Raw genomic sequence first — 23,436 nt, forward strand, 5'->3', positions numbered from 1 at the left:
CCCGGTTCGTGGCGAAAAAGTCCGTGCCGACGGCCTGGGGCGGGGGTTGCGTAACGCCTGACGCAATGGCGATATAAGCGTCTGACAATAATTTTCGGGGTCGTTCCATGTTGCTCGCCACGTTGATTCACCGCGCCAGTCTGCCCGCTCCACAGGTCACTCCACAGCAGGCGCTGGAGCTGCTCGAGGCGCATTACGGCCTGGGTGGCACGCTGCAGTCGCTGGGCAGCCAGCAGGACCTCAACTACCGGCTCGACAGCGCCCGCGGGCGTTTTGTCCTGAAGATCTGCCGTGGCGATTACGCGGCCCTGGAACTGCAGGCCCAGCATGCGGCGCTCAAGCACCTGGGCTCGCACCCCGAGCTGCAGGTGCCGCGGGTGATTCCGGCGAAGAACGGCGCGGATCTGCTGTCGCTGGAAGTGGCCGGCCAGGCGGTGCACGTGCGCCTGCTCGACTATATCGAAGGCCAGCCGCTGACCCACCTCAAACACCTGGGCCCCGAGCTGGCGGCCGGTTTCGGCCGGCTGTGCGGGCAGATGGACCTGGCCCTGGCGGACTTCCGGCACCCGGGGCTGGAGCGCACCCTGCAATGGGACGCACGCCACGCCCAGGCGCTGATCGACCATCTGTTGCCGGTGATCGCCGACGAACGGCAGCGCCAGCTGATCGCCGAGGTGTCCGGCCAGGCCGAGCAGCGCGTGCAGCGCCTGGCCGAGCAGTTGCCGGTGCAGCCGATCCACCTGGACATCACCGACGACAACGTGGTCTGGCAGCGGGATGCCCAGCGCCACTGGCAGGTGCAGGGGGTGATCGATTTCGGCGACCTGATCAGCACCTGGCGCATCACCGATCTGTCGGTCACCTGCGCGGCGCTGCTGCACCATGCCGAGGGCGATCCGTTCTGCATCCTGCCGGCCGTGCGCGCCTACCATGCGGTCAATCCGTTGCAGGACGCCGAGCTGCTGGCACTGTGGCCGCTGATCGTGGCCCGTGCCGCGGTGCTGGTGCTCAGCGGCGAACAGCAGGTGAGCATCGACCCGGGCAACCAGTACAGCCGCGACAACCTGAACCACGAATGGGAGATCTTCCGCGTCGCCACCTCGGTGCCGTTCGAGTTGATGGAAGCGGCCATCCTCGGCGCGGTCGGGCAGGCGCTGCCGGCCATCGCCAGCGAGGGGTTCGCCCCGCTGTTGCCAGGGCTGGTGGGGCGCGAGTTCGCCCTGATCGACCTGGGCGTGCTCAGCCCGCACTTCGAGGCGGGGAACTGGGAGCAACCGGATATCGACACTCACCTGCTGCAACAGGCCGCGACCGCCCATGGGCTGGCGGCCAGTCGCTATGGACAGTACCGCCTGTCGCGGACCCGCCCCGACAGCGCCGACGAGCCGGACACCTTCCCGCTGCATGTGCAATTGCAGGTGCCGCCTGGCACCGCGGTCGAAGCGCCTTTTGCCGGAGTGCTGCACCGTGTCGGCGACGGTTCGCTGCGCCTCGACGGCCCGCAGCTGGGCGTGCGCTTGTGGGGGGTGGCGCCTTCGGTGCATGCCGGCGCGGCCCTGGTCAAGGGCCAGGTCCTGGGGACGGTGGATGGCGGGCTCAAGGTGCAGTTGTGCCGTGGCGTGCAGCTCGATCCGCCGTTGTTCTGCACGCCTTCGCGGGCAGTCGCCTGGCAGATGCTGTGCCCCTCGCCGGCGGCGTTGCTGGGCCTGGCCTGCGACGCCGAGCCGGAGCTCGACCCGCACGAACTGCTGGCGCGGCGCGACGCCAGCTTCGCGCGCATGCAGAAGCACTATTACGTCGACCCGCCGCGCATCGAACGCGGCTGGCGCAACCATCTGATCGACATGCAGGGCCGCTCCTACCTGGACATGCTCAACAACGTCGCGGTGCTCGGCCACGGCCACCCGCGCATGGCGGCGGAGGCCAGCCGCCAGTGGTCGCTGCTCAACACCAACTCGCGCTTCCACTACGCGGCGATCGCCGAATTTTCCGAGCGCCTGCTCGAACTGGCGCCGGAAGGTTTCGACCGGGTGTTCCTGGTCAACAGCGGCAGCGAGGCCAACGACCTGGCGATCCGCCTGGCCTGGGCCTATAGCGGTGGGCGCGACCTGCTCAGCGTGCTGGAGGCCTACCACGGCTGGACGGTGGGCGCGGACGCGGTCTCCACCTCGATCGCCGACAACCCCCAGGCCCTGAGCAGCCGCCCCGAGTGGGTGCATCCGGTGATCGCGCCCAACACCTACCGCGGCGAGTTCCGCGGCCAGGACAGCGCTGCGGATTATGTGCGCAGCGTCGAACAGCGCCTGGCCAGGCTGGCGGAGCAGAACCGCCAGCTGGCCGGTTTCATCTGTGAGCCGGTGTACGGCAACGCGGGCGGTATCGCCCTGCCGCCGGGCTACCTGAAGCAGGTGTACGCGCTGGTCCGCGCCCAGGGCGGGGTGTGCATCGCCGACGAAGTGCAGGTCGGCTACGGACGCATGGGCTCGTTCTTCTGGGGCTTCGAGGAGCAGGGTGTGGTGCCGGACATCATCACCATGGCCAAGGGCATGGGCAACGGCCAGCCGCTGGGGGCGGTGATCACCCGCCGGGAGATCGCCGAGGCGCTGGAGGCCGAGGGTTATTTCTTCTCCTCGGCCGGCGGCAGCCCGGTGAGCTGCCGGATCGGCATGGCGGTGCTGGATGTCATGCGCGACGAAAAACTCTGGGAAAACGCCCAGGTGGTCGGCGGCCATTTCAAGCAGCGCCTCGAGGCCCTGGTGGAGCGCTATCCGTTGGTGGGCGCGGTGCACGGCTCGGGCTTCTACCTGGGCCTGGAGTTGGTCCGCAATCGCCAGACCCTGGAACCGGCAACGCAGGAAACCGCGCTGCTGTGCGATCGCTTGCGCGAGCTGGGGATCTTCATGCAGCCCACCGGCGATTACCTGAACATCCTCAAGATCAAGCCGCCGATGGTCACCACGCGCCGCAGCGTCGACTTCTTCGTCGACATGCTGGCCAAGGTGCTCGACGAGGGGCTCTAAGCCCCTTTGAGCGCTGCGTGTCCAGATCGCGAGCAAGCTCGCTCCTACAGGTACCGCGCCACCCATGTAGGAGCGATGCTTGCTCGCGATAGCGCCGGAACAGACAGCTCCATCCCTAGAACAACCCGATAAATACCGATAACAATCGGTATTTATCGGGTTTTATTTTGGTTTAAATATTTTTCAGGCTTCAAAGCCGATTTTTATCGGATATAAAGTCATCCCTGTCAGGGCTCGCCCGAGCGCGCCCCTTTCTGCCATCGACCGATGCCGCCTTCGGTCCCTTGCTGCTGCCCAGGAGATGTTCATGAGTCGTATCGTTACCGTCGCCGCTACCCAGATGGCTTGTTCCTGGGACCTCGAAGCCAACCTCGAGACCGCCGAGAAGCTGGTCCGCGCAGCCGCCGCCAAGGGCGCGCAGATCATCCTGATCCAGGAACTGTTCGAGGCCCCGTACTTCTGCCAGAAGCCGAACCCGGACTACCTGCAACTGGCGACGCCGGTTCAGAGCAACGCCGCCATCGCGCACTTCCAGAAAGTCGCCCGGGAGCTGCAAGTGGTGCTGCCGATCAGCTTCTATGAGCTCGCGGGGCGGGCGCGCTTCAACAGCATCGCGATCATCGACGCCGACGGCAGCAATCTCGGGATTTATCGTAAAAGCCATATCCCGGACGGCCCGGGCTACCACGAGAAGTACTACTTCAACCCGGGCGATACCGGCTTCAAGGTGTGGAACACCCGCTACGCGAAGATCGGCGTGGGCATCTGCTGGGATCAGTGGTTCCCCGAGTGCGCCCGCAGCATGGCCCTGCAAGGCGCGGAGCTGCTGTTCTACCCGACCGCCATCGGCAGCGAGCCGCACGACCGGACCATCTCCTCGCGCGATCACTGGCAGCGCGTCCAGCAGGGCCATGCCGGCGCCAACCTGATGCCGCTGATCGCCAGCAACCGCATCGGCAACGAAGAGCAGGACGGCTACGACATCACCTTCTACGGCTCGTCGTTCATCGCCGACCAGTTCGGCGAAAAAGTGCAGGAGCTGAACAAAACCGAAGAAGGTATCCTTGTGCATTCCTTCGACCTCGACGAGCTGGAGCACATCCGCAGCGCGTGGGGTTCGTTCCGTGACCGTCGTCCGAACCTGTACGGCGCGTTGAAAACCCTCGACGGTTCCCTGGAGTCCTGATCGACATGACCACATTGAAAAGCACCCCTCGCGCCGACGGCTTCTACATGCCCGCCGAGTGGGCGACCCAGACCCAGACCTGGATGATCTGGCCCGAGCGCCCGGACAACTGGCGCCTGGGCGGCAAGCCGGCGCAGGCCGCGCACGTGGCGGTGGCCAAGGCCATCGCGCGCTTCGAGCCGGTGACCGTGGCGGTGTCCGCGGGCCAGTATGAAAACGCCCGGGCACGCCTGGACGTACCGAACATCCGCCTGGTGGAGATGTCCAGCGACGACGCCTGGGTCCGCGATACCGGCCCGACCTTCGTCATCAACGACAACGGCGAAGTGCGCGGCGTGAACTGGGATTTCAACGCCTGGGGCGGGTTCGACGGCGGCCTGTATGCGCCGTGGAACCGTGACTCGCAGGTGGGCGGCAAGATCCTCGAGATCGAGCGCAGCCCGCGCTACCGCACCGAGGGCTTCGTGCTCGAAGGCGGTTCGATCCACGTCGACGGCGAAGGCACGGTGATCACCACCGAAGAGTGCCTGCTCAATCGCAACCGCAACCCGCACCTGAACCGTGAGCAGATCGAAGCGGTACTCGCCGCCAACCTGGCGGTGGACAAGGTCATCTGGCTGCCGGACGGCCTGTACAACGACGAAACCGACGGCCATGTGGATAACTTCTGCTGCTACGTGCGCCCGGGCGAAGTGCTGCTGGCATGGACCGACGACCCGCAGGACCCGAACTACCCACGCTGCCACGCGGCGCTGAAAGTGCTGCAAGACAGCACCGACGCCAAGGGGCGCCCGTTCATAGTGCACAAGATGCCGATCCCGGGGCCGCTGTACGCCACCGAGGAAGAGTGCGCCGGGGTCGACGCGGTGGAAGGTAGCCAGGAGCGCAATCCGTCGGTACGCCTGGCCGGTTCCTATGTGAACTTCCTGATCGTCAACGGCGGCATTATCGCGCCGAGCTTCGACGACCCGCTGGACGAGCAGGCCAGGACGATCCTGCAGGCGCTGTTCCCGCAACACGAGGTGGTAATGGTGCCCGGGCGCGAGTTGTTACTGGGGGGCGGAAATATCCATTGCCTTACCCAACAGCAACCGGCGCCGCACCAGGGTTGAGTGTTGTTGTAACAGCTTGTGGCGCGTTCTCGGCGAGCTGTTACATGGATCCAATCCGGCCCCGCCCGGCCAGCCCGCAGCCCTGATGGACTGCGGGTTTTTTTGTGCCCGGCAGGCCGCAGATCCGCGACCTTGGCATAGCTCTTGTATCTCCCTGCAGGTGATATCCGAGGCAGGCTGAACGGCGTCGTTTTGTCATAAAGCTTGGATAAGTTAGCCGCTCACAAACCGGGAGAGAGCGCTGGAGATGAATATGGTCAGCGAGCGGTCGTTACATCCCATGGCGATCAATAACGAATCGCTTCAGGTTCTGGCGCAATGGCTGAAGTCCAATGGCACGCGACAGGTACGGGAAACCGACCCGCGCCGGATGATCCTCGATCGCTACCCTGCTGGTTTGTTCAGCGAGGCAGAACTCGAAGCGCTGTGGGATGTACTGGAAGGATAAGCAGACAACGGATTGGTAAAGGCGCTGCCCGAGAGGGCAGCGCTTTTTTTTGCGCTTTTATAGGCGCGACTGATCGGAGCTTGATGGTCCGCGACCGGGATGATGCGGTTTGGCTGAGGCACCGCGTTAGCGTTCATCGCGAGCAAGCTTCGCTCCTACAGGGGGGCTTTTGTAGGAGCGAGGCTTGCCCGCGATAGGGACGCCCGATGTACCGCCTATTTCCGCTTAGAAGCTATAGGTGCCGGTCACTACCAGACTGCGCGGTTCGCCCGGCTGGATCTGCGCGGCGCTGGTGGCGGAGCTGTAGTACTCGCGGTCGGCGATATTGGTCAGGGCTGCGCGCAGGTCCCAGTCCTTGTGGCGAAAGCCCGCCAGGGCGTCCCAGCGGCCGTAGCCTGGCAGCAGCACGGTGTTGGCGTTGTCGGCATAGCGCTCGCCGACCAGGGTCAGGCCGGTTTCGGCGTACCAGCCCAGTTCCGGTTTCCAGGTCAGGAACAGGCTGGCGTTGCGCTTGGCCACATCGTTGATGCGCTTGCCTTCATTGCCGTTGTCATCCTTGACGATGGTGGCGTCTTGCAGGCCGATGCCGCCACGTACATACCAGTTGCCGAGCACATTGCCGGTGGCGGTGAGTTCGATACCGCGCGAACGCTGCAGCCCTGTCATCAGGTAGGTCCCCTTGTTCAGCGGATCCTCGGTGCGACGGTTGTACAGCTCGATTTCGTAGAGGGCGAGGGTGGTGCTCAGGCGCTCGTCGAGCCACTCGCTTTTGACCCCGATCTCTTTCTGCCGGGTCAACTCGGGATCGGTCTGGTTGATGTTGCCCTTGGCTCCCGGCGTGATGCCGATCAGGCCGCCCCCGACCGGGGAGAAGGATTTGCTCCAGGACGCGTAGAACGAGTGATCTTTCCACGGGGTATAGACCACCCCCACCCGTGGGCTGGTACTGGTGCTGTCCTGCTTTTCCCGCAGGCCCGAAAGCTTGCTGGTGGTTTCCACCTCGAAACGGTCGAAGCGTACGCCGGCCAGCAATTGCCACTGATCGTTCAGGCGGATCTGGTCCTGCAGGTACAGGCCGGCGCTGTCGACATAGGTCAGGTTGTTGCTGAACGCCTTCAGCGTGCCGTTGTGCTGGTTGCCTGGGGTGGAGCCGCCCAAGGGCGCCGGGGGCACGCCGACGCCCTGGTTGAGCAGCGAGTGGCGGCGCTGCTCGCCGACCTCCAGGCCCGCCAGCAGCGTGTGCTCGATGTCGTAGGTCTGCACATGGCCTTCGAGTTCGACGGTGTTGTACAGGTTGCGGGTGCTCAGGTCCTGTTGCCAGCGCTGGCGGTCTACCAGGCCCGTAGCCGGTTTATAGGCGGTCAGGTAGGTGTTTTCGAAATCGCTCTCCAGCTCGAACAGGCTGAAGGTGTGACGCAGCTGCCACTGTTCGTTCAGGTCATAGTTCAGGCGCGAGCGCAGCGACTGGGTGCGGTCGTTGATGTAGTCGCGCTGGGTGTCGCCGTAGGTGGTCTTGCGGCTGACGTCGGCCGGGCGCCCGGTCAACGGGTTGCCCGGGATGCCGCGGTCGGGAGTGCGGTCGTAGCGGCTGTACTCGTACTGCACCAGCCAGTTGAGCTCGGGGGTCAGCTGCCAGCTCATGGACGGGGCGAACAACTGGCGATGATTGCCGTCGATACCGTCACGGAAGCTGTTCCTGTCCTCGTTGCCCAGGTTCAGGCGCAGGCTGATGTTGTCCGTCGGGTCGGCGCTGAGGTCGGCATACAGGCTGCGCAGGTCTTCGCTGCCGCCCTGGACCTCGACGCTGGAGCGCCGGCCGGCTTCGGGCAGCTTGCTCACCCGGTTGACGATCCCGCCCTGGCTGCCGCGGCCGTAGAGCACCGCCGCGGGGCCCTTGAGCACCTCGATGCGCTCGATATTGTGCAAGTCGCGCACGTACTGGCTGTCGTCGCGGACGCCGTCGAGGTAGAAGTCGTTGCTGGCGTCGAAACCGCGGATGCGCACGCTGTCGAAGCGCGTGTCGGCGCCGCTGCTGACGTTGGGAACGCCGCTCAAGGCAGTGCCCAGGTCGTTGCTGCCGTAGTCCATCACGTTGCTGGTCTTCACCGAGTCGATGGCCTGGGGCACATAACGCACCGGCGTGGCGGTGCGGGTCGCGGTGCTGACTTCCTTGACCCGCGGATCGTCGGCATCGGCTTCTGCGCTGATGGCGGTGAGCGGCAGCGTAGTCGGCGCGGCAAGGCTGAAACCGGCGGTCAGCGAGGCACAGAAACCAAGGGTGAGAGGGGTCAGGCGAAAGGGGGCAGGCATGAAAAGACGCATCCAGAAGGGAGAGAAAAACAATCGGCGCGAATGATAATGCTTGCTATTTGCTGGTGTTAATTATTCCTTAATAAGTTCCTTCGGTTGATTGTTTCAATTTGTGTCGCGAATGATACGAAGCGGACAGTCAAGGGTTGCGCGGCCGATTCGACCGATTCGCGAAACAGACTAAAAGCCATTCCGGCGTTTTTTGTCGCGGGCCGCGGGCATAACCTGCCGCCATCGAATTTATCGGCCCTTGGCGAGGAGCTTTTTCCATGTCGGCAGCGACCCTGCATTACATCTACGACCCTCTGTGCGGCTGGTGCTATGGCGCCAAGCCGCTGGTGCAGGCCGCCCAGGCGGTGCTGCCGGTGGTGGCCCATGGCGGCGGCATGATGACCGGGCGCAACTGCCAGCCGGTTTCGCCGCAATTGCGCGATTACGTGATACCCCACGATCGGCGCATCGCCGAGTACACCGGGCAGCCGTTCGGCGAGGCCTATTTCGAAGGGCTGCTGCGCGACCATTCGGCGATCTTCGACTCGGCCCCGCCGATTGCCGCGGTGCTGGCGGCGCAGGCCCTCGCCGGGCGCGGCCTGGAACTGCTCGGGCGGTTGCAGACCGCGCACTACGTCGAAGGGCGGCGGATTGCCGATGTCGAGGTGCTGCTGGCGCTGGCCGGGGAGCTGGGTTTCGAACGCGCCGAGTTCGAGGAGGCGTTCGAGTACGCCGCGGCGAACAGCCTGAACGAACACATCAAGGCCAGCCGCGGTTTGTTGGCCCGGGTCGGCGGCCAGGGTTTCCCGACCCTGGTCCTGGAGCAGGACGGCCAGTTCCAGCTGGTCGACATCAGCCCCTGGCTGGGCAAGCCGCAAGCGTTCGCCGACTGGCTGCGCGAGGCCTTCGGCACGCCCGCCGGCGAAGTCGCGCCCGGGCTGCAGGCCTGTGGCCTCAACGGTTGCGCCCTCTGAACCCCCCACTCAATTTGCGGAGTCATTCATGGATAACCTGGCACTGATCAAAAGCACCTACGAAGGGGCCAACTCCCAGGAAAACGCGCGCAACACCGCCGCGGCCCTGGCCGCCGACGCGCGCTGGACCGAAGCGGCGGGGTTTCCCTATGCCGGCACCTACGTCGGTTTCGAGGCCATCGTGGAGAACGTCTTCAAGCGCCTGGCCACCGAGTGGGAGGGGTTCGCCTTCACGGTCGAGGACTATGTGGCCCAGGGCGACAAGGTATTCGCCTACGGCCACTACAGCGGCATCTATAAGGCTACCGGCAAACCGCTGAACGCCCGGGTCGCGCATTTGTGGACGCTGAAGGACGGCAAGGTCACGCACTTCGAACAGTTCGTCGACAGCCATACCGTGCAATTGGCTATCAAGGATCGCTGAGTTCTTAGACGATTTTTGCCTATTTTCAGACGATTCTTGAAATTGACACATTGTTCGGGGCGCAGATAGGATTCGCGCCAACGCCTGTGGCCAACGGCCATAACAACAATACAAACAAGGCCCGCCGCGATTTATCGCGGCGCGGTCTTTTTGTACTGGTCGAAAAAAGAGCGCTCAAGCGCCGTTCCAAGGAACACCACAGCGCGTACTCAACCCGTAATAAGGAAAATAAAATGTTGAACAAGCGGATCGGTTTGATCGCACTGGGGATTCTGAGCGCTACTCAAGCCATGGCTAACGACCAGGCTGAGTCCAAGGGGTTTGTCGAAGACAGCAGCCTGAAAATCCTGCTGCGCAACGCCTACATCAATCGCGACAAGAAAGACGGCAACCACGACCAGCGTGAATGGGGCCAGGCGGCGATCGGCACCTTCTCGTCGGGCTTCACCCAAGGCACTGTGGGCGTGGGCGTCGACGCCTTCGGCCTGTACGCCTTGCGCCTGGACAAAGGCAGCCACAGCGGCGGCCAGGGCATCGACTTCTTCAAGCCAAGCGAAGGTGGCAACAAGTCGCCAGCCGGCGACCTGGCCAAGGCCGGCGCCGCGGTCAAGTTCCGCCTGTCCAACACCGTGCTGACCTACGGTGACCAGATGCCGGCCCTGCCGGTGCTGAGCTACGACAATGGTCGCCTGCTGCCGGAAAGCTACACCGGTACCCTGATCACCTCCAAAGAGATCAAGGGCCTGGTGCTGGACGCCGGTCGTTTCACCGCCGAATCGCGCAAGAGCGCCGAAGGTCGTGACAGCGGTGGCCTGAAGTCGATCAACGTGCTGGGCGGCAGCTACCAGTTCACCGACCAGTTCAAGGGCTCGCTGTACGCTTCCGACGTCGAAGACGTGCTGAAGAAGCAGTACGTGAACCTGAACTACGTGTTCCCGCTGGCCACCGACCAGTCGCTGGCCTTCGACTTCAACGGCTACCGCACCAAGCTGGACAAGTCCTATGCCGACTTCAAGAGCGCCGGCGGCCAGGACAACAAGATCTGGAGCCTGGCGGCCACTTACGCCACCGGCCCGCACTCGTTCACCCTGGCACACCAGCGCAGCACCGGCGACAGCCACCTGGGCTACGCCTACGGCGGCTACCAGAAAGAGCAGCGACGCGTCGGCGATGGTGGCAACACCATCTACCTGGCGAACTCCTACTGGTCCGACTTCAACGCCGAAGACGAGCGCAGCTGGCAGTTGGGTTACGGCCTGGACTTCGGCGCCTTCGGCGTACCGGGCCTGACCTACAACCTGGCTTACGTGCGTGGCGACAACATCACCACCTCCACGTCCACCGGCGGCACCGAGCGCGAAATCTTCAACCAGTTCAAGTACGTGGTCCAGAGCGGTCCGGCCAAGGACCTGAGCGTGAAGGTACGCAGCTCGATCCTGCGCGTGTCGCAGAAGTCCAGCGAATACAACGACAGCGGCAACGAGCTGCGTGTGTTCGTCGACTACCCGATCAACGTGTTCTGATGCACGCCTGATCGCGGCCTGGACTTCAGGCCGGCAACAGAAAAAGCCCCGACTGGTTCGGGGCTTTTTCATGGGCGCGGGCAGGGTCTTTTTGTTCGTATGGGAACAAAAACTACAGATCCATTCGTATGTGTACTAGGCTCAAGGTATCACTCACTGATCCCGCAGGCCCGATCATGACCGTCCCGTCCACCGTCCAGGCCGTTCCCCATGACCTGGAGACGCCAGAAGCCAGCCGAGTCGCGCTGAAGTTCTTTTTCAACCTCATGCAGCTCTGGGGTTGCAGTGCCGAGCAGCAGCGCACCCTGCTGGGCAAGGTCGGCAATACCACGCTGTACAAGTACAAGCAGCTGCCGGCCAATGTGCGCCTGCCCCACGACACCCTGGAACGCATCTCCTACCTGATGGGCATTCACAAGGCGCTGAGCATCATCTTCAGCAACAGCCGCGAACGCGCCTATCAGTGGGTCAGCAGCCCGAACACGGCCGCGCCGTTCAATGGCCGGACCGCGCTCGACTACATGCTCGCCGGCCGCGTGGTGGATATCGCCGACGTGCGTCGCTACCTCGACGGTGTGCGCGGCTGATGGCGCCGCAACAGGTGTTGCCGGCATGGCCGCGGGCCTACCGGATCGTCAACAGCTGCTTTCCGCCGATCAGTCTGTTCGAGGACGTGCTCGACCCCGAGGACCTGCAAACCGCCTACGCCCTGGAAGCCCTGACCAACGACCGCCTGCGCGAACAGGCCGGCGAGCTGTCGCGGGTGCTGCCCGAGGACCGCGTCGCGGGCCCGGGCTCGACGCCGGTCATGGCCGCCTTCACCCACGTTGGCAAGGCCAGCCGTTTCACCGACGGTAGTTACGGGGTGTACTACGCCGCCAGCAGCCAGGCCGCAGCCATCTCCGAAACCTGCTACCACCAGGAGCGGTTCCTCGCCGCGACCAACGAGCCGGACCTGGAGCTGACCATGCGCACCTACGTCAACCAGGTGCTCCAGCCCCTGCACGACATCCGCAGCGGTCACCCGCAATTGCACGACCCCGACCCCACCCGCTATGGCGCCGCCCAGGCCTTCGCCCGCGAACTGCGCGACGCCCGCTCCTGGGGCCTGCTGTACAACAGCGTGCGCCTCGACGGCCACGAATGCATCGCCGCCTTCCGCCCGCCGGCGGTGTCGATCCCCAAGCAGGGCAAGCACCTGCGCTACGTGTGGAATGCCGGCAGCAAGAGGATTTCGTTTGTGTTCGAGGTGAGTGAGGTGTGAGGTCTTGGGCGCAAGCCCTGGAGCCGCCGTGCAGCTCTGCGGCGCTCGGCGTCCCGTCCGGGGCCAAGCGGGACGCGACCTTTTATTGCGCCTGGAAGGTCTGCAAATAAGCCAGCAGATTATCGATCTTCTCCTGATCGCTCAGCCCCCAGAAAATCATCCGCGTGCCGGGCACCACGCCCTTCGGATCTTCGAGGTAGGCCACCAGCTTGTCGCGGGTCCAGACGATGCCGGACGACTTCATCGCCTCGGAATACTGATAGTCCGCCACGCTCCCCGCCGTGCGCCCGACAACGCCATTGAGCTGTGGCCCGAAGGAACTGCGCACCGAAGGCCCGATATTGTGGCAGCCACCGCAGATCCGCTTGAACAACTTGCCCCCGGCCTCGGCATCACCCGCGGCATCCGCCAGGGCATGGAATGACAGCAGGTTGAGCAGCAGCGCCAGGGTCATGGCGATGGTGTTTTTCATGTTCGGCTCCGGGGCGGGTGGGGCTTGGGGGAAAAGGCGGGGCTATTTGAACATGGCTATGGAGAACTGCGCAGCAGCTGGAAGAGGGTCGAGGCACGCCGGCCAGTGGCCCAGAAACAACAAAGCCCTCGCATCGCTGCGAGGGCTTTGTTTTGTATGGTGCCGGCACCAGGAATCGAACCCGGGACCTACTGATTACAAGTCAGTTGCTCTACCAACTGAGCTATACCGGCGTGTGGGCGACGATTATAGCGATTGACGGGGTTCTGTAAACCCCTGAAATCTGACTATTTTTGCTGGGCGGCGGGGGTCAGCCGCGGACCAGCACTTTTCTGAGTTTTTCGATGGCGCGCCAGGAGCGGCTGTTGCGCAGGGCGTGCAGTTGCGCTTCGGCACGGTCGGCGCGCTGGCGTTCGGCGAGCAGGGCCTGTTCCAGCTCGGTGGCGGGGGCGACGAAGCGGTGGCCGGGGTTGAACTGGAACTCGTCGAGGTTGCACGGCGGGATATCGAAGGCGCCCTTGAGGTTCAGGTGTTCCTCGGCCAGGTAGAAGGTGTTGATGCCGTCGAACACCACCGGGTGGTAGCCGGCCTCGCTGACCAGGGTTTCCCAGGTCTGGTTGCGTTCCCATGGGGTTTCGATCAGCAGGATCCAGGGCCGCCAGCGGTTGAAGTCCATGCTGCGCAGCACGGTTTCTTCGTGGCCTTCGACGTCGATCTTGAGGAAGTGGATGGGTCCGGTGACGTGGGCCGCGCAAATATCGCTCAGGGTGCGCGAGCTGACGGTCTGGGTCTGTACCTGCATGCCGGCGTCCCGGTGCTGCCGGGCCATGGCCGGGTCGAGGGTGGACAGGCCGGTGTCGGCGATGCTGTAGAAGGTCAGGGCCTCGGCGTTGTCGCCGGCGGCGCATTGCAGGTTGGTGTCGCGGGGGCGTTGCTGGCGCAGGGCTTCGTAGTAAGCGGGGACCGGCTCGACATTGATCCCGCTCCAGCCGCGGTCGTAAAAGGCGCGGGTGACCGAGTCGTCGGTGGGATGGTTGGCGCCGACATCGATATAGAAGCCGTTTTCCACGTGCTTGAGCGCGCGCCACAGGCGGATGTCTTCGAAATTCTGTGCATAAGAAATGAACGTCACTGTCTTTTCCCGTCTGTCACCAAGGTCTGGCCATGGGCACGCCCGCGAGCGCCTGCGTCTGTATAACAAGCGCCGCGACGAGGCGCAATTTGCCGGCCCGGCGATGCCGGATTTCGGCGGTTATGTCCTTTGGTATTAATGCTTATGCACAATCGATGGCCGGCAGGGCGGCGGTGGCGGCCGATTTTGTGAAGCCGTTCTCAATGGGCCGCAACTGGCTGTTTTTCCGTTGGTTTATAGATGTGAACAAAAAATGATCAGTCGTGGATCGGGCGTGTAGCGGGCACTTTCAGGGGCTTTTCCGAGGATTCATCAACAGAGTTATCCACAGGCTGCATAGGATGATGGATCCAAGCTATCCGCGTTCCGCCAGCAGCATCAGATTGCGTGGGGTGAGCGGTGCCGCGCAGAAGGTGCCCAGTTGCACGCGGTAGCCCTGTTCCTGCAGAAACAGCGCGCGATCGAGCACCAGCCACAGCTCCAGGGGCCGGCGGAACAGGCCGCGCAGCAATTCCAGGTTGCGCACTTCGGCCAGGCGCTGCCAGCCGGCGGCTTCCAGGGCCGGCCAGTCCTGCGCGCCGGTTGTGGATAAGTCCTTGAGGGCGACGAGGTCCCGGCAGTAGTCGGCGAAGGGTTTGTCCAGCCAACTGGCGGGCAGCGACGGCGTGGGCAGGTAGTCGTCGACGCCGCGCAGCTGGCGTTGCAGCAGGTCGAATGCCAGGCGCCGGGCCATCGAGCGGTCGCGCTGGCGGCGGACCCGGGCGCCGGCGGTGACGGTTTCGCTCAGCGGCAGCCCCAGGTCGTCGAGGGACAGATGCAGGGCCGAGCTTTTGGCGGGCGCCGAGAGCGGCTGATAGCCAGGGGCGCTGATACGGTTGTAGCAGCACGGGGCAATCGCCAGTTGCTGGCAACCCGCGGCGCTGGCCAGTTGCAGCAGGCGCACATGCAGGTCGCCACAGGCGTGCAGGGCTACGGGGGTGTGCCCGGCACCGAGGCGCGCAGCGGCGTCGGCGGCCAGTACGTCCTGCTGCAGATGGGTGGCCGGCAGATGGTGGTGTTCGCTCAGTTGCCGACCGCTGGCGACCAGGGCCGGGTCGTATTCCAGGCAGGTCAGCTGTTGTCCCGGTTGCAGCAGGCGCCGGCCGAGGTGGCCCTTGCCCGAACACCAGTCCAGCCAGTGGCCCGGCGCCTGGGTGAATGCCAGGCAGGCGGCGAAGGCTTCGATCTGCTGCCATTTACGCCCCGGTACATCGACGCTGAGACGCTGGCGGACGGCTGGCTGCGCCTGCTGTGGCAGTTCAGCCACGGCGGCGAGCGTGGCGGCGGTCCGGGCCAGGGCGGGGAATGGCGCCGGGGCATCGAGCTGTTCGGGGTGGTTGTGGCTGGCCTCGGCCTCGTCCAGGCTGCGCTGGCGCAGCCATTGGGCGAGTTCGGGGTGCTGGGGTTCCCACGGCAGCTGGCGCTGGGTGAAGGGGCGTGGGCGCCAGAGGGCTTGATGCTCGAGCAGGAAGCGATCCAGGGCCTGGAAGCGGGTGAGAAGTTCGGGGCCTTGGAGGATGGTGGGCATGACGGGTGGCTCGGGGTGTGGTCCGTAGGAGCGAGGCTTGCCCGCGATGAACGATGACGCGGTGTTTCAGATAATCCGCGGCGTCTTTATCGCGGGCAAGCCTCGCTCCTACAGGCGTGTCAGCGGCCCTGGCACTGCTCGACGCGCAGCCAGCGTTCCAGCAGCTTGAAGCCTTGCACCAGCACGTAGGACATCAGCAGGTAGAACACCCCGGCGGCGAAGAAGATCTCCACCGGCAGGTAGGTGCGGGCAATGATGGTGCGGGCCATGCCGGTCAGTTCCAGCAGGGTCACGGTGCTGGCCAGGGCGCTGGCCTTGAGCATCAGGATCACTTCGTTGCTGTAGGCCGGCAGGCCGATGCGCGCCGCCCGCGGCAGGATGATGTAGAACAGCGCCTTGGGCCTGGACATGCCCAGCGCCCGCGCGGCTTCGATCTCGCCCGGCGGAATGGCCTGGATCGCCCCGCGCAGGATCTCGGCGATATAGGCCGCGGTGTGCAGGGTCATGGTGGCGGTGGCGCACCAGAACGGATCGCGCAGGTAGGGCCACATTGCGCTGTTGCGCACCGCGTCGAACTGCGCCAGGCCGTAGTAGACCAGGAACAGCTGCACCAGCAGTGGCGTGCCGCGGAAGAAGAAAATGTAGGCATAGGGCAGGGCACGCACGTACCACAGGCGCGACGAGCGGGCGATGCCCAGCGGAATGGCCAGCAGCAGGCCGGCGATGACCGCGATGGCCACCAGCTCCAGGGTCAGCGTGGCGCCCTGGGCCAGCTTGGGCAGCCACTTGATGATTACTTCCCAGTTCATTGAGCGTTCCTCGCGAAGCCGCGAGCGGCGCGTTTTTCCAGGAAGTGCATGCCGGCCATGGCCAGTACGGTCAGGCCCAGGTACATGAAGGCCGCCACCATGTAGAAGGTGAAGGGCTGCTTGGACACGGTCACGGCGATCTGCGAGTGACGCATGATTTCTTCCAGGCCGATCACCGACACCAGCGCGGTGTCCTTCATCAGGATCATGAACAGGTTGCCCAGGCCCGGCAGGGCGATGCGCCACATCTGCGGCAGGATCAGCCGGGTGAAGATCCGCCATTTCGACAGGCCCAGGGCCACGCCGGCCTCACGATGGCCCTTGGGAATGGCGAGGATCGCGCCCCGGAACACTTCGGTGGCGTAGGCGCCGAAGCACAGGCCGAGGGCGATGACGCCGGCGGCGAAGGCGTTGAGTTCCAGCTCCGGATTGCCGAAATACTCACCCAGGGCGCGCATCAGGTTGACGGTGCCGAAATAGATCAGCAGCACCCAGAGCAGTTCGGGAACGCCGCGCACCAGGGTCGAATAGATACCGCCAAGCCATTGCAGCGGCTTGTACGGGGAAGTCTTGGCCAGGGCGCCGAGCAGGCCGAGCACCAGCCCCAGGCACAGCGCCGACAGGGCCAGCTTGACGGTCATCAGCGCGCCGGCGGCGAGCGCCGGGCCGAATCCGTAGAGATCGATATTCATGGATGGTTATTCAAGTCGCGGCAGGCTTTGCTAAGGACCGGCGCCCTCGGGGAGGGCGCCGGGCAGGCCAGTCAGTATCAGTAGATGCTGAACGGGAAGTACTTGTCGTTGATCTTCTTGTAGGTGCCGTCGGCCACGATTTCCTTCAGCGCGGCGTTGAGCTTCTCGCGGATCGGATCGTTCTTGCGCACGGCGATGCCGATCTTGTCGCTTTCTTCAACCGGCTCGCCCTTGAACTCGTAAGGCTTGCCCGCTTCGCTTTTCAGCCACTCGTAGTTGACGTACTTGTCGGCCAGGATCGCGTCCAGGCGGCCGGACGTCAGGTCCAGGAAGGCGTTTTCCTGGGTGTCGTAGAGCTTGATGGTGACGTCGTCGCCCAGGTTGTCTTCCAGCCAGGTGCCGGCCAGGGTCGCGCGCTGCGCACCGATGATCTTGCCCTTGAGGGAAGCCTTGTCGGTCTTGAAGTCGGTCTTGTCCTTGGGCGCGATGAACTGCAGCTTGTTGGAGTAGTACGGGTCGGTGAAGTCCACCGCCTGCTTGCGCTCTTCGGTGATCGACATCGAGGAGATCAGGAAGTCGAACTTCTTGGCGGTCAGGGCCGGGATGATGCCGTCCCAGTCGGAGGTGACCACTTCGCACTCGACTTTCATCTTGGCGCACAGGGCGTCGCCGATGTCTTTGTCGAAGCCCACGACCTGGCCGCTGGCGTCCTTGTTGTTGAACGGCGGGTAGGCCGCCTCGATGCCCATCTTCAGTTTTTCGGCGGCCATCGCATTGGCCGAGAACACCAGGGTGGCGGCAGCGGCCAGGAGGAATTTCTTATAGCTCTGCATGGGTGTTGCTCCGTTAGCGGTTGCTGGACATGAATTGTTTGCAGCGGGCCGAAAGCGGGTTCTCGAACACCTGCTGTGGCGATCCCTGCTCTTCCACCAGGCCCTGGTGCAGGAACACCACTTCACTGGAGACCTGACGGGCAAAGCTCATTTCGTGGGTGACCAGCAGCATGGTCCGGCCTTCCTCGGCCAGGGCGCGGATCACGTTGAGGACTTCCTGGACCATTTCCGGGTCCAGCGCCGAGGTCGGCTCGTCGAACAGGATGACCTTGGGCTGCATCGCCAGGGTGCGGGCGATGGCGGCGCGTTGCTGCTGGCCGCCGGACAGCTGGGCAGGGTAGGCGTGGCGCTTGTCGGCAATGCCGACCTTGGCCAGCAGGGCCTCGGCGATCTCGGTGGCTTCGGCCTTGCTCTGGCCGAGCACACGGCGCGGCGCCTCGATGATGTTGTCGAGCACGCTCATGTGCGGCCAGAGGTTGAAGTTCTGGAACACGAAGCCGATTTCGCTGCGCAGGCGGTTGATCTGCTTGCCGTCGGCGGCGATCAGCTCGCCGTTCTTGGCGGCCTTGAGCTTGAGCTCTTCGCCGGCTACCAGGATCTGGCCCTGGTGCGGGTTTTCCAGGAGGTTGATGCAACGCAGGAAAGTCGATTTGCCGGAACCGGAGGAACCCAGGATCGAGATCACATCGCCGTCGCGTGCGGTCAGCGAGATACCCTTGAGTACCTCCAGCGAGCCGTAGCGTTTGTGCAAGTTGCGGATTTCAAGCGCGGGCGTGGCCTCAGCCATGTGCGGTCCTCATGAGTTCATTGCGCTCCTGCTGGTAGCGGCTTTCCTGGCGAGGCGCCAACCTAGCATAGCGTTCGAATGACAGCCAACAGCGCTACGGGGGGTAAGCGAACGGCGTGTGACAGGTTGTCGCATCGGCACAGCAGACTGTCGCGCCATCAACAACCGAACGCCCGTTTGAACCCTGTTCCCGGCGGGTGTCGCGTAAAAAAAGGCGCGATGTTGCCAGCTTTGGCCGGGTGTTGGAAGGGTAAAACGGCCAAAGGTTGCTGATCCGCCCTTTAATTGCGCGTGACGCACTTTTTGTGTGTGTTTCTGGTGCGCCGGTTCGTTATGGAAGTGGGTGGCGCGGTAACGTTCTGGCGCAAGGCCATTAATCTCAAGGACTTGCGTCGCTCCGTCCGTCGTCTATGCAGGCGGGGCGCGGCGGGACTCTGTAACATTTTGGCGCAAATCTTGCGTAAGAAATAAAGAACGCCCCGTTGGTTTCTTTTTACGACTGCTCGTGTGAAAGGAAATGCCGGATCGGGTGGACGCTTTCGCTTTCTTCGCAAAGGTAGTTTCAATGAGCGGTACGCATACTTCCAATGACCTCGAACAGGGGCTCAAACCGCGGCACGTCACCATGCTGTCGATCGCCGGGGTAATTGGCGCCGGGCTGTTCGTCGGCTCCGGCCACGCTATCGCCGAGGCCGGCCCCGCCGTGCTGCTGGCCTACGCGGCCGCGGGCACCCTGGTGGTGCTGGTGATGCGCATGCTGGCCGAAATGGCCGTTGCCTCGCCGGACACCGGTTCCTTCTCTACCTATGCCGACCGTGCCATCGGCCACTGGGCCGGCTTCACCATCGGCTGGCTGTACTGGTGGTTCTGGGTGCTGGTGATCCCGCTGGAGGCCAACGCCGCCGCGACCATCCTGCATGCCTGGTTCCCCGACATCGCGATCTGGGCCTTCACCCTGGTGATCACCTTGCTGCTGACCGCCACCAACCTGTTCAGCGTGAAGAACTACGGTGAGTTCGAGTTCTGGTTCGCCCTGATCAAGGTCGTGGCGATCATCGGCTTCGTGGTGCTCGGCCTGCTGGCGATCTTCGGCCTGCTGCCGGGCAGCACTGTCAGCGGCGTGTCGCACCTGGTCGATACCCAGGGCTTCCTGCCCAACGGCATGGGCGCGGTGCTCGCCGCCATGCTGACCACCATGTTCTCGTTCATGGGCACCGAGATCGTCACCATCGCCGCCGCCGAGTCGAAGAACCCCGGCCAGCAGATCAGCAAGGCCACCAACTCGGTGATCTGGCGGATCGGCCTGTTCTACCTGGTGTCGATCTTTATCGTCGTGTCGCTGGTGCCGTGGAACGACCCGAGTCTGGCGCAGGTCGGCTCCTACCAGACCGTGCTCGATCGCATGGGCATTCCCAACGCCAAGCTGATCGTCGACCTGGTGGTGCTGGTGGCGGTGACCAGTTGCCTGAACTCGGCGCTCTACACGGCTTCGCGCATGCTGTTCTCCCTGGGCAAGCGCGGCGACGCCCCGGCCGCGGCCAAGCGCACCAACGGCAGCGGCACGCCTTACTGGGCGGTGATCCTGTCCACCGCCGCGGCCTTCCTCGCAGTGTTCGCCAACTATGTAGCGCCAGCCGCGGTGTTCGAGTTCCTGCTGGCCAGTTCCGGCGCCATCGCCTTGCTGGTGTACCTGGTGATCGCGGTGTCGCAGCTGCGCATGCGCCAGAAGCGCGCGGCGGCGGGCGAGCAGATCGCCTTCCGCATGTGGCTGTTCCCGGGCCTGACCTACGCGGTGATCCTGTTCATCGTCGGGGTGCTGACCGTGATGCTGTTCCAGGAAGCGCATCGCATGGAAATCATCGCCACCGGCCTGCTGAGCATCGTCGTGATCGCGGCGGGCCTGCTGGTGGCGCGTCGGCGCCGGCTGGAGAAGCAGGCGGCCGGTGTCTTGAGCCGCGCCTGAGTCACTCCCGGTAAGACAAAAGGCCGCTGTCAGTGATGACAGCGGCCTTTTTTGTGGTCTGTGCTGGCGTTACTTCGGCGCTTTCATCAGCGCTTCCGAAGCGGCCAGGTAAGCGGCCTGGAACTCCGGGCTCTCGATCCAGGCCAGGGCGCCGGCCTCGTCGGTCTCGGTGGACCACTGGCGGTACTCGATCAGGGCGGCAAGGATGAAGTCCATGGCGCCTTCCTCGCCTTCCTGCTCGTAGACGATCTCCAGCAGCGGGTCTTCCAGGAAGGCCGAGCACATGGCCTGCTGGCTGGTCTTCTCGGCGTCGATCATCTTCTTGAACAGTTCGGTCAGGTCCACCGATTCGAAGTCGATGCGGTCGTCGTTCGGGTCCAGCTCCACCGGCGCGGCGTTGCGCTGGGTGCGGTTCTGCTTGGCCTTGGTTTTCGCCCGCTGGGCTCTTTTGTGTTGCTTGTTCGCGGATGCCATGGGCGTCGTACCTTGTTGCGCGAAGGGAAGGCCAGGCGTCGACAGGGCGTCGGGCCTGGCTGGCAGGCGGCAGAGGATGCCAGTAAATGCGCCGGCAGGCACGCTCAACGGTGACCGCTGATCAGGCGCCCCGGCGTATCGCCGGGCAGGCTCGCGTGTTGCAGCCAGGCCAGGGCGATCGGCCACAGGCGGTTCTGGTACTGGCTGCGGAAAAACGCGAAGTGCCCGACTTCCCGTTCGCCGATGTCCGCCGGCGTGATGCGCAGATGGCTGCGCTGGCTGGCCGTGAAGTAGGCCAGTAGGCGCTCGATGGCCGGCACGGTGCCGTAAGGGTCGTCGCTGATGCTGATGGCCAGCAGCTGCGCCTTGACCCAGGCGAAGGGCAGCGCCGGCTCCCTGCGGGCCAGGCGGCGCCCGCTGGGCCGACGCTGATACAGCGCGGTGGGCGTGGCCCAGTCGCGCACCACGCCGGCGGGCGTGTCTTCCAGCCAGCCCAGGCGCTTGCCGGGGAAGTAGCCGCAGATCGCCGTCAGCAGCGGCATCACCAGGTGCCACTTGCCGAGCATCCGCCAGCGCTGCGCCGGGGCGTAGTCGCGCCAGTAGGCGAACTGCCCGCCCACCGTGACCATGCGCCGGATCAGGTGCCCGGAAGCGCCCAGGCCCGCCGCGCAGCCGCCGAAGCTGTGAGCGACCACGTCGATGGGCTGGCCGGGGAATTCCCGCTGCGCGCGTTGCAGCATCGCCTCGAAATCCAGGGTGCCCCAGTCCGACCAGGACGCTTTCAGCTGGCGCATCGAGGCCGGGCGCGACTCGCCGATGCCGCGGTAGTCGTAGGTGATGACATCGAACCCATGGCCGAACAGGTAATCGGCGAACCGCCCATAGTGGCGGCACCGTACCGAGGTGGCGGCGCTGATGATCACCACCGGGCGCGCGGTGTCCGCTGCGACGTGGCGCCAGGTGAAGCCGCCGAGGCGCACGCCGTCCGCGGCCAGCTCGTGGAAGGCTTCGCCACCGGGGCCGGCGGCCTGTCGGGCAGCCGGTGCGGGCAAGGTGGATTGCACGGTCATGGCAGGTGTTCCTGTTTCGGAGGCAGGGTCCGCTGCGGGGCGACGAATAACCGGGCGCCAGTGCCCGGCTCTTTTGGGTGCGCTCATTAATAACCGGGCCGACCCGCGCCGGGCAACTTTCTCAGTGGCTGCGCAGCTGCAACCTGATGAGGCCCGGTGGCAGTTGATCCAGCTCTTCATAGGCATCGCCCGGGCCGTACAGCAGGTAGCGGTGGCTGCTTTCGTGGCCGACATTGTTGAAGACGACCCGTGGCCCCCCGGCGGTCATCTGCACCCAGCCGGGGCGGTTTCTTTCGGCGAAATCGATGCGTTGCACCTGGCCGCTGCGGGGCTCCCAGTAAAACGCCGCGCCTTGCCGGTAGTTGGCGGTGAATTCGCCGGACAGCACCAGCAGCCGGCTGTCGGCGCCCGTTGCCAGGCATTGCCACTGCACGTTCATGCCCTGGGAATCGTCTTCGCTGTCGTAGAGCAGCCAGGTCCGCGGGCCGTGGCGCAGGCGATAGACATGGGTGTCGACAAATGATGCGCTGCGCAGCAGGACGAGCTGCTGGGAAGCTCCCGCCAGATTGCATTCGACCAGGGTCTTGGCTGGCGCCGCTGCCCCGGCGTGATGGGCGCACAACAGCGGCAACAGGCCGAATAAAAGAAGGTGCAACAGGCAACGCGGTGCAAGCGGCAGGGTGGACATGAGGGGGCTGCTTCCTTGGCGAGATGATGAGGCGGTGGATGCCGCCGTACCTAGTAATATGGCGGCACGTCTTTTACCAGTTGATTCGCTGATGCCTGAACACAATCCGCCTGTCGCCGATGTGCCCATCAAGCTGTTTCCCGAGTACATCAGCCTATGGGCCGACGGCGTGGAACTGGAGACGCTGGCGATTCCCGCGCGCCGCCCCAGCCGCGTGGCGTGGTACGCCTGGCTGATGCTGGTCCTCGGCTTGCTGGCAGCGGTGGCGCTGGGGCAGCAGGTGCTGGCCTTGGTCCTGGGGGTGTTGCTGGTGTCGATTCCACTGCTGGTCCTGGGCGTGATGAGGCTGCTGGATCCGCCTGCCCGTGTCGATGCCTGGTTCGACGCCGACGGTCTGCACCTGACTTGTGGCCCGCCGAAAAATCCCGGTGCCCTTTACCGGCATTTCCTGCCCTTCGCGGACATTACCCGCCTGGCGACCCTGGACCAGACCATCGATCTGGGGCGGCGCGGACGTGTGCAGTACCGCACCTGCATTCTCCAGACTCGGCAGTTCCTCGGCGAGAACACCAGCCTGAATATCAGCAACCGACGCAGCCTGGCGGAGTTGCAGGCCGTGCTGGAGCGCTTGCGGCAATTGCCGGCGGCGGCCCATATCGGCATACCGCCGACGCGGCAGTACGGAGCCTGAGCCGCT

23 protein-coding genes and 1 tRNA gene are annotated in these 23,436 nt (G+C 64.5%); 12 read left to right on the top strand and 12 right to left on the bottom strand.

Annotated features, from left to right (window positions below; genetic code table 11):
- Positions 1-107: 107 nt before the first annotated feature.
- The 4 genes from TO66_RS01590 (at position 108) to TO66_RS01605 (ending at position 5,766) form a co-directional block, all read left to right on the top strand.
- The gene (locus tag TO66_RS01590; protein WP_044460670.1) at positions 108-3,020 is read left to right on the top strand and encodes an aminotransferase; all 2,913 of its coding nucleotides are present in this window, start codon (positions 108-110) and stop codon (positions 3,018-3,020) included.
- A 307-nt stretch (positions 3,021-3,327) separates the two neighbouring features.
- Positions 3,328-4,206 (top strand): N-carbamoylputrescine amidase, encoded by an 879-nt coding sequence (gene aguB, locus TO66_RS01595; RefSeq protein WP_044460671.1) that lies wholly within the window; start codon positions 3,328-3,330, stop codon positions 4,204-4,206.
- 5 nt (positions 4,207-4,211) lie between these two features.
- Positions 4,212-5,318 carry an agmatine deiminase gene (aguA, locus tag TO66_RS01600; RefSeq protein WP_044460672.1) on the top strand — a complete coding sequence of 369 codons (1,107 nt, stop codon included), beginning with the start codon at positions 4,212-4,214 and terminating at the stop codon, positions 5,316-5,318.
- Between the two features lie 247 nt (positions 5,319-5,565).
- Positions 5,566-5,766, top strand: a complete 201-nt coding sequence (locus tag TO66_RS01605) for a hypothetical protein (protein WP_044460673.1) — start codon at positions 5,566-5,568, stop codon at positions 5,764-5,766.
- 225 nt (positions 5,767-5,991) lie between these two features.
- Here the strand turns inward: TO66_RS01605 and TO66_RS01610 are convergent, their stop codons facing one another.
- Positions 5,992-8,076, bottom strand: coding sequence for a TonB-dependent siderophore receptor (locus TO66_RS01610; RefSeq protein ID WP_044460674.1), 2,085 nt, complete (start codon positions 8,074-8,076; stop codon positions 5,992-5,994).
- Between the two features lie 269 nt (positions 8,077-8,345).
- Here TO66_RS01610 and TO66_RS01615 point away from each other — a divergent pair, with 269 nt between their 5' ends.
- From TO66_RS01615 to TO66_RS01635, 5 genes are all read left to right on the top strand, one after another.
- On the top strand, positions 8,346-9,041 hold the full coding sequence (locus TO66_RS01615; protein WP_044460675.1) for a DsbA family protein: 696 nt from the start codon (positions 8,346-8,348) through the stop codon (positions 9,039-9,041).
- Between the two features lie 28 nt (positions 9,042-9,069).
- Positions 9,070-9,465 carry a nuclear transport factor 2 family protein gene (locus TO66_RS01620; protein ID WP_044460676.1) on the top strand — a complete coding sequence of 132 codons (396 nt, stop codon included), beginning with the start codon at positions 9,070-9,072 and terminating at the stop codon, positions 9,463-9,465.
- A gap of 233 nt (positions 9,466-9,698) precedes the next feature.
- A complete protein-coding gene (locus TO66_RS01625) occupies positions 9,699-10,988 on the top strand; it encodes an OprD family porin (RefSeq protein ID WP_044460677.1) in 1,290 nt (429 codons plus the stop codon).
- Between the two features lie 176 nt (positions 10,989-11,164).
- Positions 11,165-11,575, top strand: a complete 411-nt coding sequence (locus TO66_RS01630) for an MbcA/ParS/Xre antitoxin family protein (protein ID WP_044460678.1) — start codon at positions 11,165-11,167, stop codon at positions 11,573-11,575.
- Positions 11,575-12,252 (top strand): RES family NAD+ phosphorylase, encoded by a 678-nt coding sequence (locus TO66_RS01635; RefSeq protein WP_044460679.1) that lies wholly within the window; start codon positions 11,575-11,577, stop codon positions 12,250-12,252. The genes TO66_RS01630 and TO66_RS01635 overlap by 1 nt, the downstream gene beginning before the upstream one ends.
- A gap of 82 nt (positions 12,253-12,334) precedes the next feature.
- Here the strand turns inward: TO66_RS01635 and TO66_RS01640 are convergent, their stop codons facing one another.
- The 3 genes from TO66_RS01640 to TO66_RS01650 form a co-directional block, all read right to left on the bottom strand.
- The gene (locus TO66_RS01640) at positions 12,335-12,724 is read right to left on the bottom strand and encodes a cytochrome c family protein (RefSeq protein ID WP_044460680.1); all 390 of its coding nucleotides are present in this window, start codon (positions 12,722-12,724) and stop codon (positions 12,335-12,337) included.
- A gap of 157 nt (positions 12,725-12,881) precedes the next feature.
- A tRNA-Thr gene (locus tag TO66_RS01645) sits at positions 12,882-12,957 on the bottom strand.
- Positions 12,958-13,034: 77 nt separating this feature from the next.
- Positions 13,035-13,856: an FkbM family methyltransferase gene (locus tag TO66_RS01650; protein ID WP_044460681.1), complete on the bottom strand. Its 822-nt coding sequence runs from the start codon at positions 13,854-13,856 to the stop codon at positions 13,035-13,037.
- 122 nt (positions 13,857-13,978) lie between these two features.
- Between TO66_RS01650 and TO66_RS33815 the strand changes: the two genes are divergently transcribed.
- A complete protein-coding gene (locus tag TO66_RS33815; RefSeq protein ID WP_256242294.1) occupies positions 13,979-14,113 on the top strand; it encodes a hypothetical protein in 135 nt (44 codons plus the stop codon).
- 98 nt (positions 14,114-14,211) lie between these two features.
- On the opposite strand, the gene TO66_RS01655 is transcribed toward TO66_RS33815, so the two are convergent.
- The 5 genes from TO66_RS01655 to TO66_RS01675 form a co-directional block, all read right to left on the bottom strand.
- Complete coding sequence (locus TO66_RS01655) at positions 14,212-15,423, bottom strand: methyltransferase (protein WP_044460682.1); 1,212 nt, start codon at positions 15,421-15,423, stop codon at positions 14,212-14,214.
- Between the two features lie 119 nt (positions 15,424-15,542).
- Positions 15,543-16,232 (bottom strand): ABC transporter permease, encoded by a 690-nt coding sequence (locus tag TO66_RS01660; protein WP_044460683.1) that lies wholly within the window; start codon positions 16,230-16,232, stop codon positions 15,543-15,545.
- Positions 16,229-16,924 (bottom strand): ABC transporter permease, encoded by a 696-nt coding sequence (locus TO66_RS01665; protein WP_044460684.1) that lies wholly within the window; start codon positions 16,922-16,924, stop codon positions 16,229-16,231. The genes TO66_RS01660 and TO66_RS01665 overlap by 4 nt, the downstream gene beginning before the upstream one ends.
- Before the next feature lie 77 nt (positions 16,925-17,001).
- Positions 17,002-17,757, bottom strand: coding sequence for an ABC transporter substrate-binding protein (locus TO66_RS01670; protein WP_044460685.1), 756 nt, complete (start codon positions 17,755-17,757; stop codon positions 17,002-17,004).
- Between the two features lie 13 nt (positions 17,758-17,770).
- Positions 17,771-18,544: an ABC transporter ATP-binding protein gene (locus tag TO66_RS01675; protein ID WP_044460686.1), complete on the bottom strand. Its 774-nt coding sequence runs from the start codon at positions 18,542-18,544 to the stop codon at positions 17,771-17,773.
- Between the two features lie 565 nt (positions 18,545-19,109).
- On the opposite strand from TO66_RS01675, the gene gabP reads away from it, so the two are divergent.
- Positions 19,110-20,507, top strand: a complete 1,398-nt coding sequence (gene gabP, locus TO66_RS01680) for a GABA permease (RefSeq protein WP_044460687.1) — start codon at positions 19,110-19,112, stop codon at positions 20,505-20,507.
- 69 nt (positions 20,508-20,576) lie between these two features.
- On the opposite strand, the gene TO66_RS01685 is transcribed toward gabP, so the two are convergent.
- The 3 genes from TO66_RS01685 to TO66_RS01695 form a co-directional block, all read right to left on the bottom strand.
- Positions 20,577-20,981: a hypothetical protein gene (locus TO66_RS01685; protein WP_044460688.1), complete on the bottom strand. Its 405-nt coding sequence runs from the start codon at positions 20,979-20,981 to the stop codon at positions 20,577-20,579.
- A gap of 104 nt (positions 20,982-21,085) precedes the next feature.
- Positions 21,086-22,051, bottom strand: coding sequence for an alpha/beta fold hydrolase (locus tag TO66_RS01690; RefSeq protein WP_044460689.1), 966 nt, complete (start codon positions 22,049-22,051; stop codon positions 21,086-21,088).
- A gap of 121 nt (positions 22,052-22,172) precedes the next feature.
- Positions 22,173-22,739 (bottom strand): hypothetical protein, encoded by a 567-nt coding sequence (locus tag TO66_RS01695; protein ID WP_044460690.1) that lies wholly within the window; start codon positions 22,737-22,739, stop codon positions 22,173-22,175.
- A gap of 91 nt (positions 22,740-22,830) precedes the next feature.
- Between TO66_RS01695 and TO66_RS34105 the strand changes: the two genes are divergently transcribed.
- A complete protein-coding gene (locus TO66_RS34105) occupies positions 22,831-23,430 on the top strand; it encodes a hypothetical protein (RefSeq protein ID WP_044460691.1) in 600 nt (199 codons plus the stop codon).
- Positions 23,431-23,436 lie beyond the last annotated feature (6 nt).

It is taken from the genome of Pseudomonas sp. MRSN 12121 (genome assembly GCF_000931465.1).
GTDB lineage: Bacteria > Pseudomonadota > Gammaproteobacteria > Pseudomonadales > Pseudomonadaceae > Aquipseudomonas.

Bases quoted from the DNA above. Each gene is read 5' to 3' on its own strand.
- TO66_RS01690 (WP_044460689.1), bottom strand. From the start codon at position 22,051: ATGACCGTGCAATCCACCTTGCCCGCACCGGCTGCCCGACAGGCCGCC.
- TO66_RS01695 (WP_044460690.1), bottom strand. From the start codon at position 22,739: ATGTCCACCCTGCCGCTTGCACCGCGTTGCCTGTTGCACCTTCTTTTA.
- TO66_RS33815 (WP_256242294.1), top strand. From the start codon at position 13,979: ATGTCCTTTGGTATTAATGCTTATGCACAATCGATGGCCGGCAGGGCG.
- TO66_RS01620 (WP_044460676.1), top strand. From the start codon at position 9,070: ATGGATAACCTGGCACTGATCAAAAGCACCTACGAAGGGGCCAACTCC.
- TO66_RS01670 (WP_044460685.1), bottom strand. From the start codon at position 17,757: ATGCAGAGCTATAAGAAATTCCTCCTGGCCGCTGCCGCCACCCTGGTG.
- TO66_RS01635 (WP_044460679.1), top strand. From the start codon at position 11,575: ATGGCGCCGCAACAGGTGTTGCCGGCATGGCCGCGGGCCTACCGGATC.
- TO66_RS01685 (WP_044460688.1), bottom strand. From the start codon at position 20,981: ATGGCATCCGCGAACAAGCAACACAAAAGAGCCCAGCGGGCGAAAACC.
- TO66_RS01625 (WP_044460677.1), top strand. From the start codon at position 9,699: ATGTTGAACAAGCGGATCGGTTTGATCGCACTGGGGATTCTGAGCGCT.
- TO66_RS01640 (WP_044460680.1), bottom strand. From the start codon at position 12,724: ATGAAAAACACCATCGCCATGACCCTGGCGCTGCTGCTCAACCTGCTG.
- TO66_RS01675 (WP_044460686.1), bottom strand. From the start codon at position 18,544: ATGGCTGAGGCCACGCCCGCGCTTGAAATCCGCAACTTGCACAAACGC.
- TO66_RS01615 (WP_044460675.1), top strand. From the start codon at position 8,346: ATGTCGGCAGCGACCCTGCATTACATCTACGACCCTCTGTGCGGCTGG.
- TO66_RS01590 (WP_044460670.1), top strand. From the start codon at position 108: ATGTTGCTCGCCACGTTGATTCACCGCGCCAGTCTGCCCGCTCCACAG.
- TO66_RS01605 (WP_044460673.1), top strand. From the start codon at position 5,566: ATGAATATGGTCAGCGAGCGGTCGTTACATCCCATGGCGATCAATAAC.
- TO66_RS34105 (WP_044460691.1), top strand. From the start codon at position 22,831: ATGCCTGAACACAATCCGCCTGTCGCCGATGTGCCCATCAAGCTGTTT.
- TO66_RS01660 (WP_044460683.1), bottom strand. From the start codon at position 16,232: ATGAACTGGGAAGTAATCATCAAGTGGCTGCCCAAGCTGGCCCAGGGC.
- TO66_RS01630 (WP_044460678.1), top strand. From the start codon at position 11,165: ATGACCGTCCCGTCCACCGTCCAGGCCGTTCCCCATGACCTGGAGACG.
- aguB (WP_044460671.1), top strand. From the start codon at position 3,328: ATGAGTCGTATCGTTACCGTCGCCGCTACCCAGATGGCTTGTTCCTGG.
- TO66_RS01665 (WP_044460684.1), bottom strand. From the start codon at position 16,924: ATGAATATCGATCTCTACGGATTCGGCCCGGCGCTCGCCGCCGGCGCG.
- TO66_RS01610 (WP_044460674.1), bottom strand. From the start codon at position 8,076: ATGCCTGCCCCCTTTCGCCTGACCCCTCTCACCCTTGGTTTCTGTGCC.
- aguA (WP_044460672.1), top strand. From the start codon at position 4,212: ATGACCACATTGAAAAGCACCCCTCGCGCCGACGGCTTCTACATGCCC.
- gabP (WP_044460687.1), top strand. From the start codon at position 19,110: ATGAGCGGTACGCATACTTCCAATGACCTCGAACAGGGGCTCAAACCG.
- TO66_RS01655 (WP_044460682.1), bottom strand. From the start codon at position 15,423: ATGCCCACCATCCTCCAAGGCCCCGAACTTCTCACCCGCTTCCAGGCC.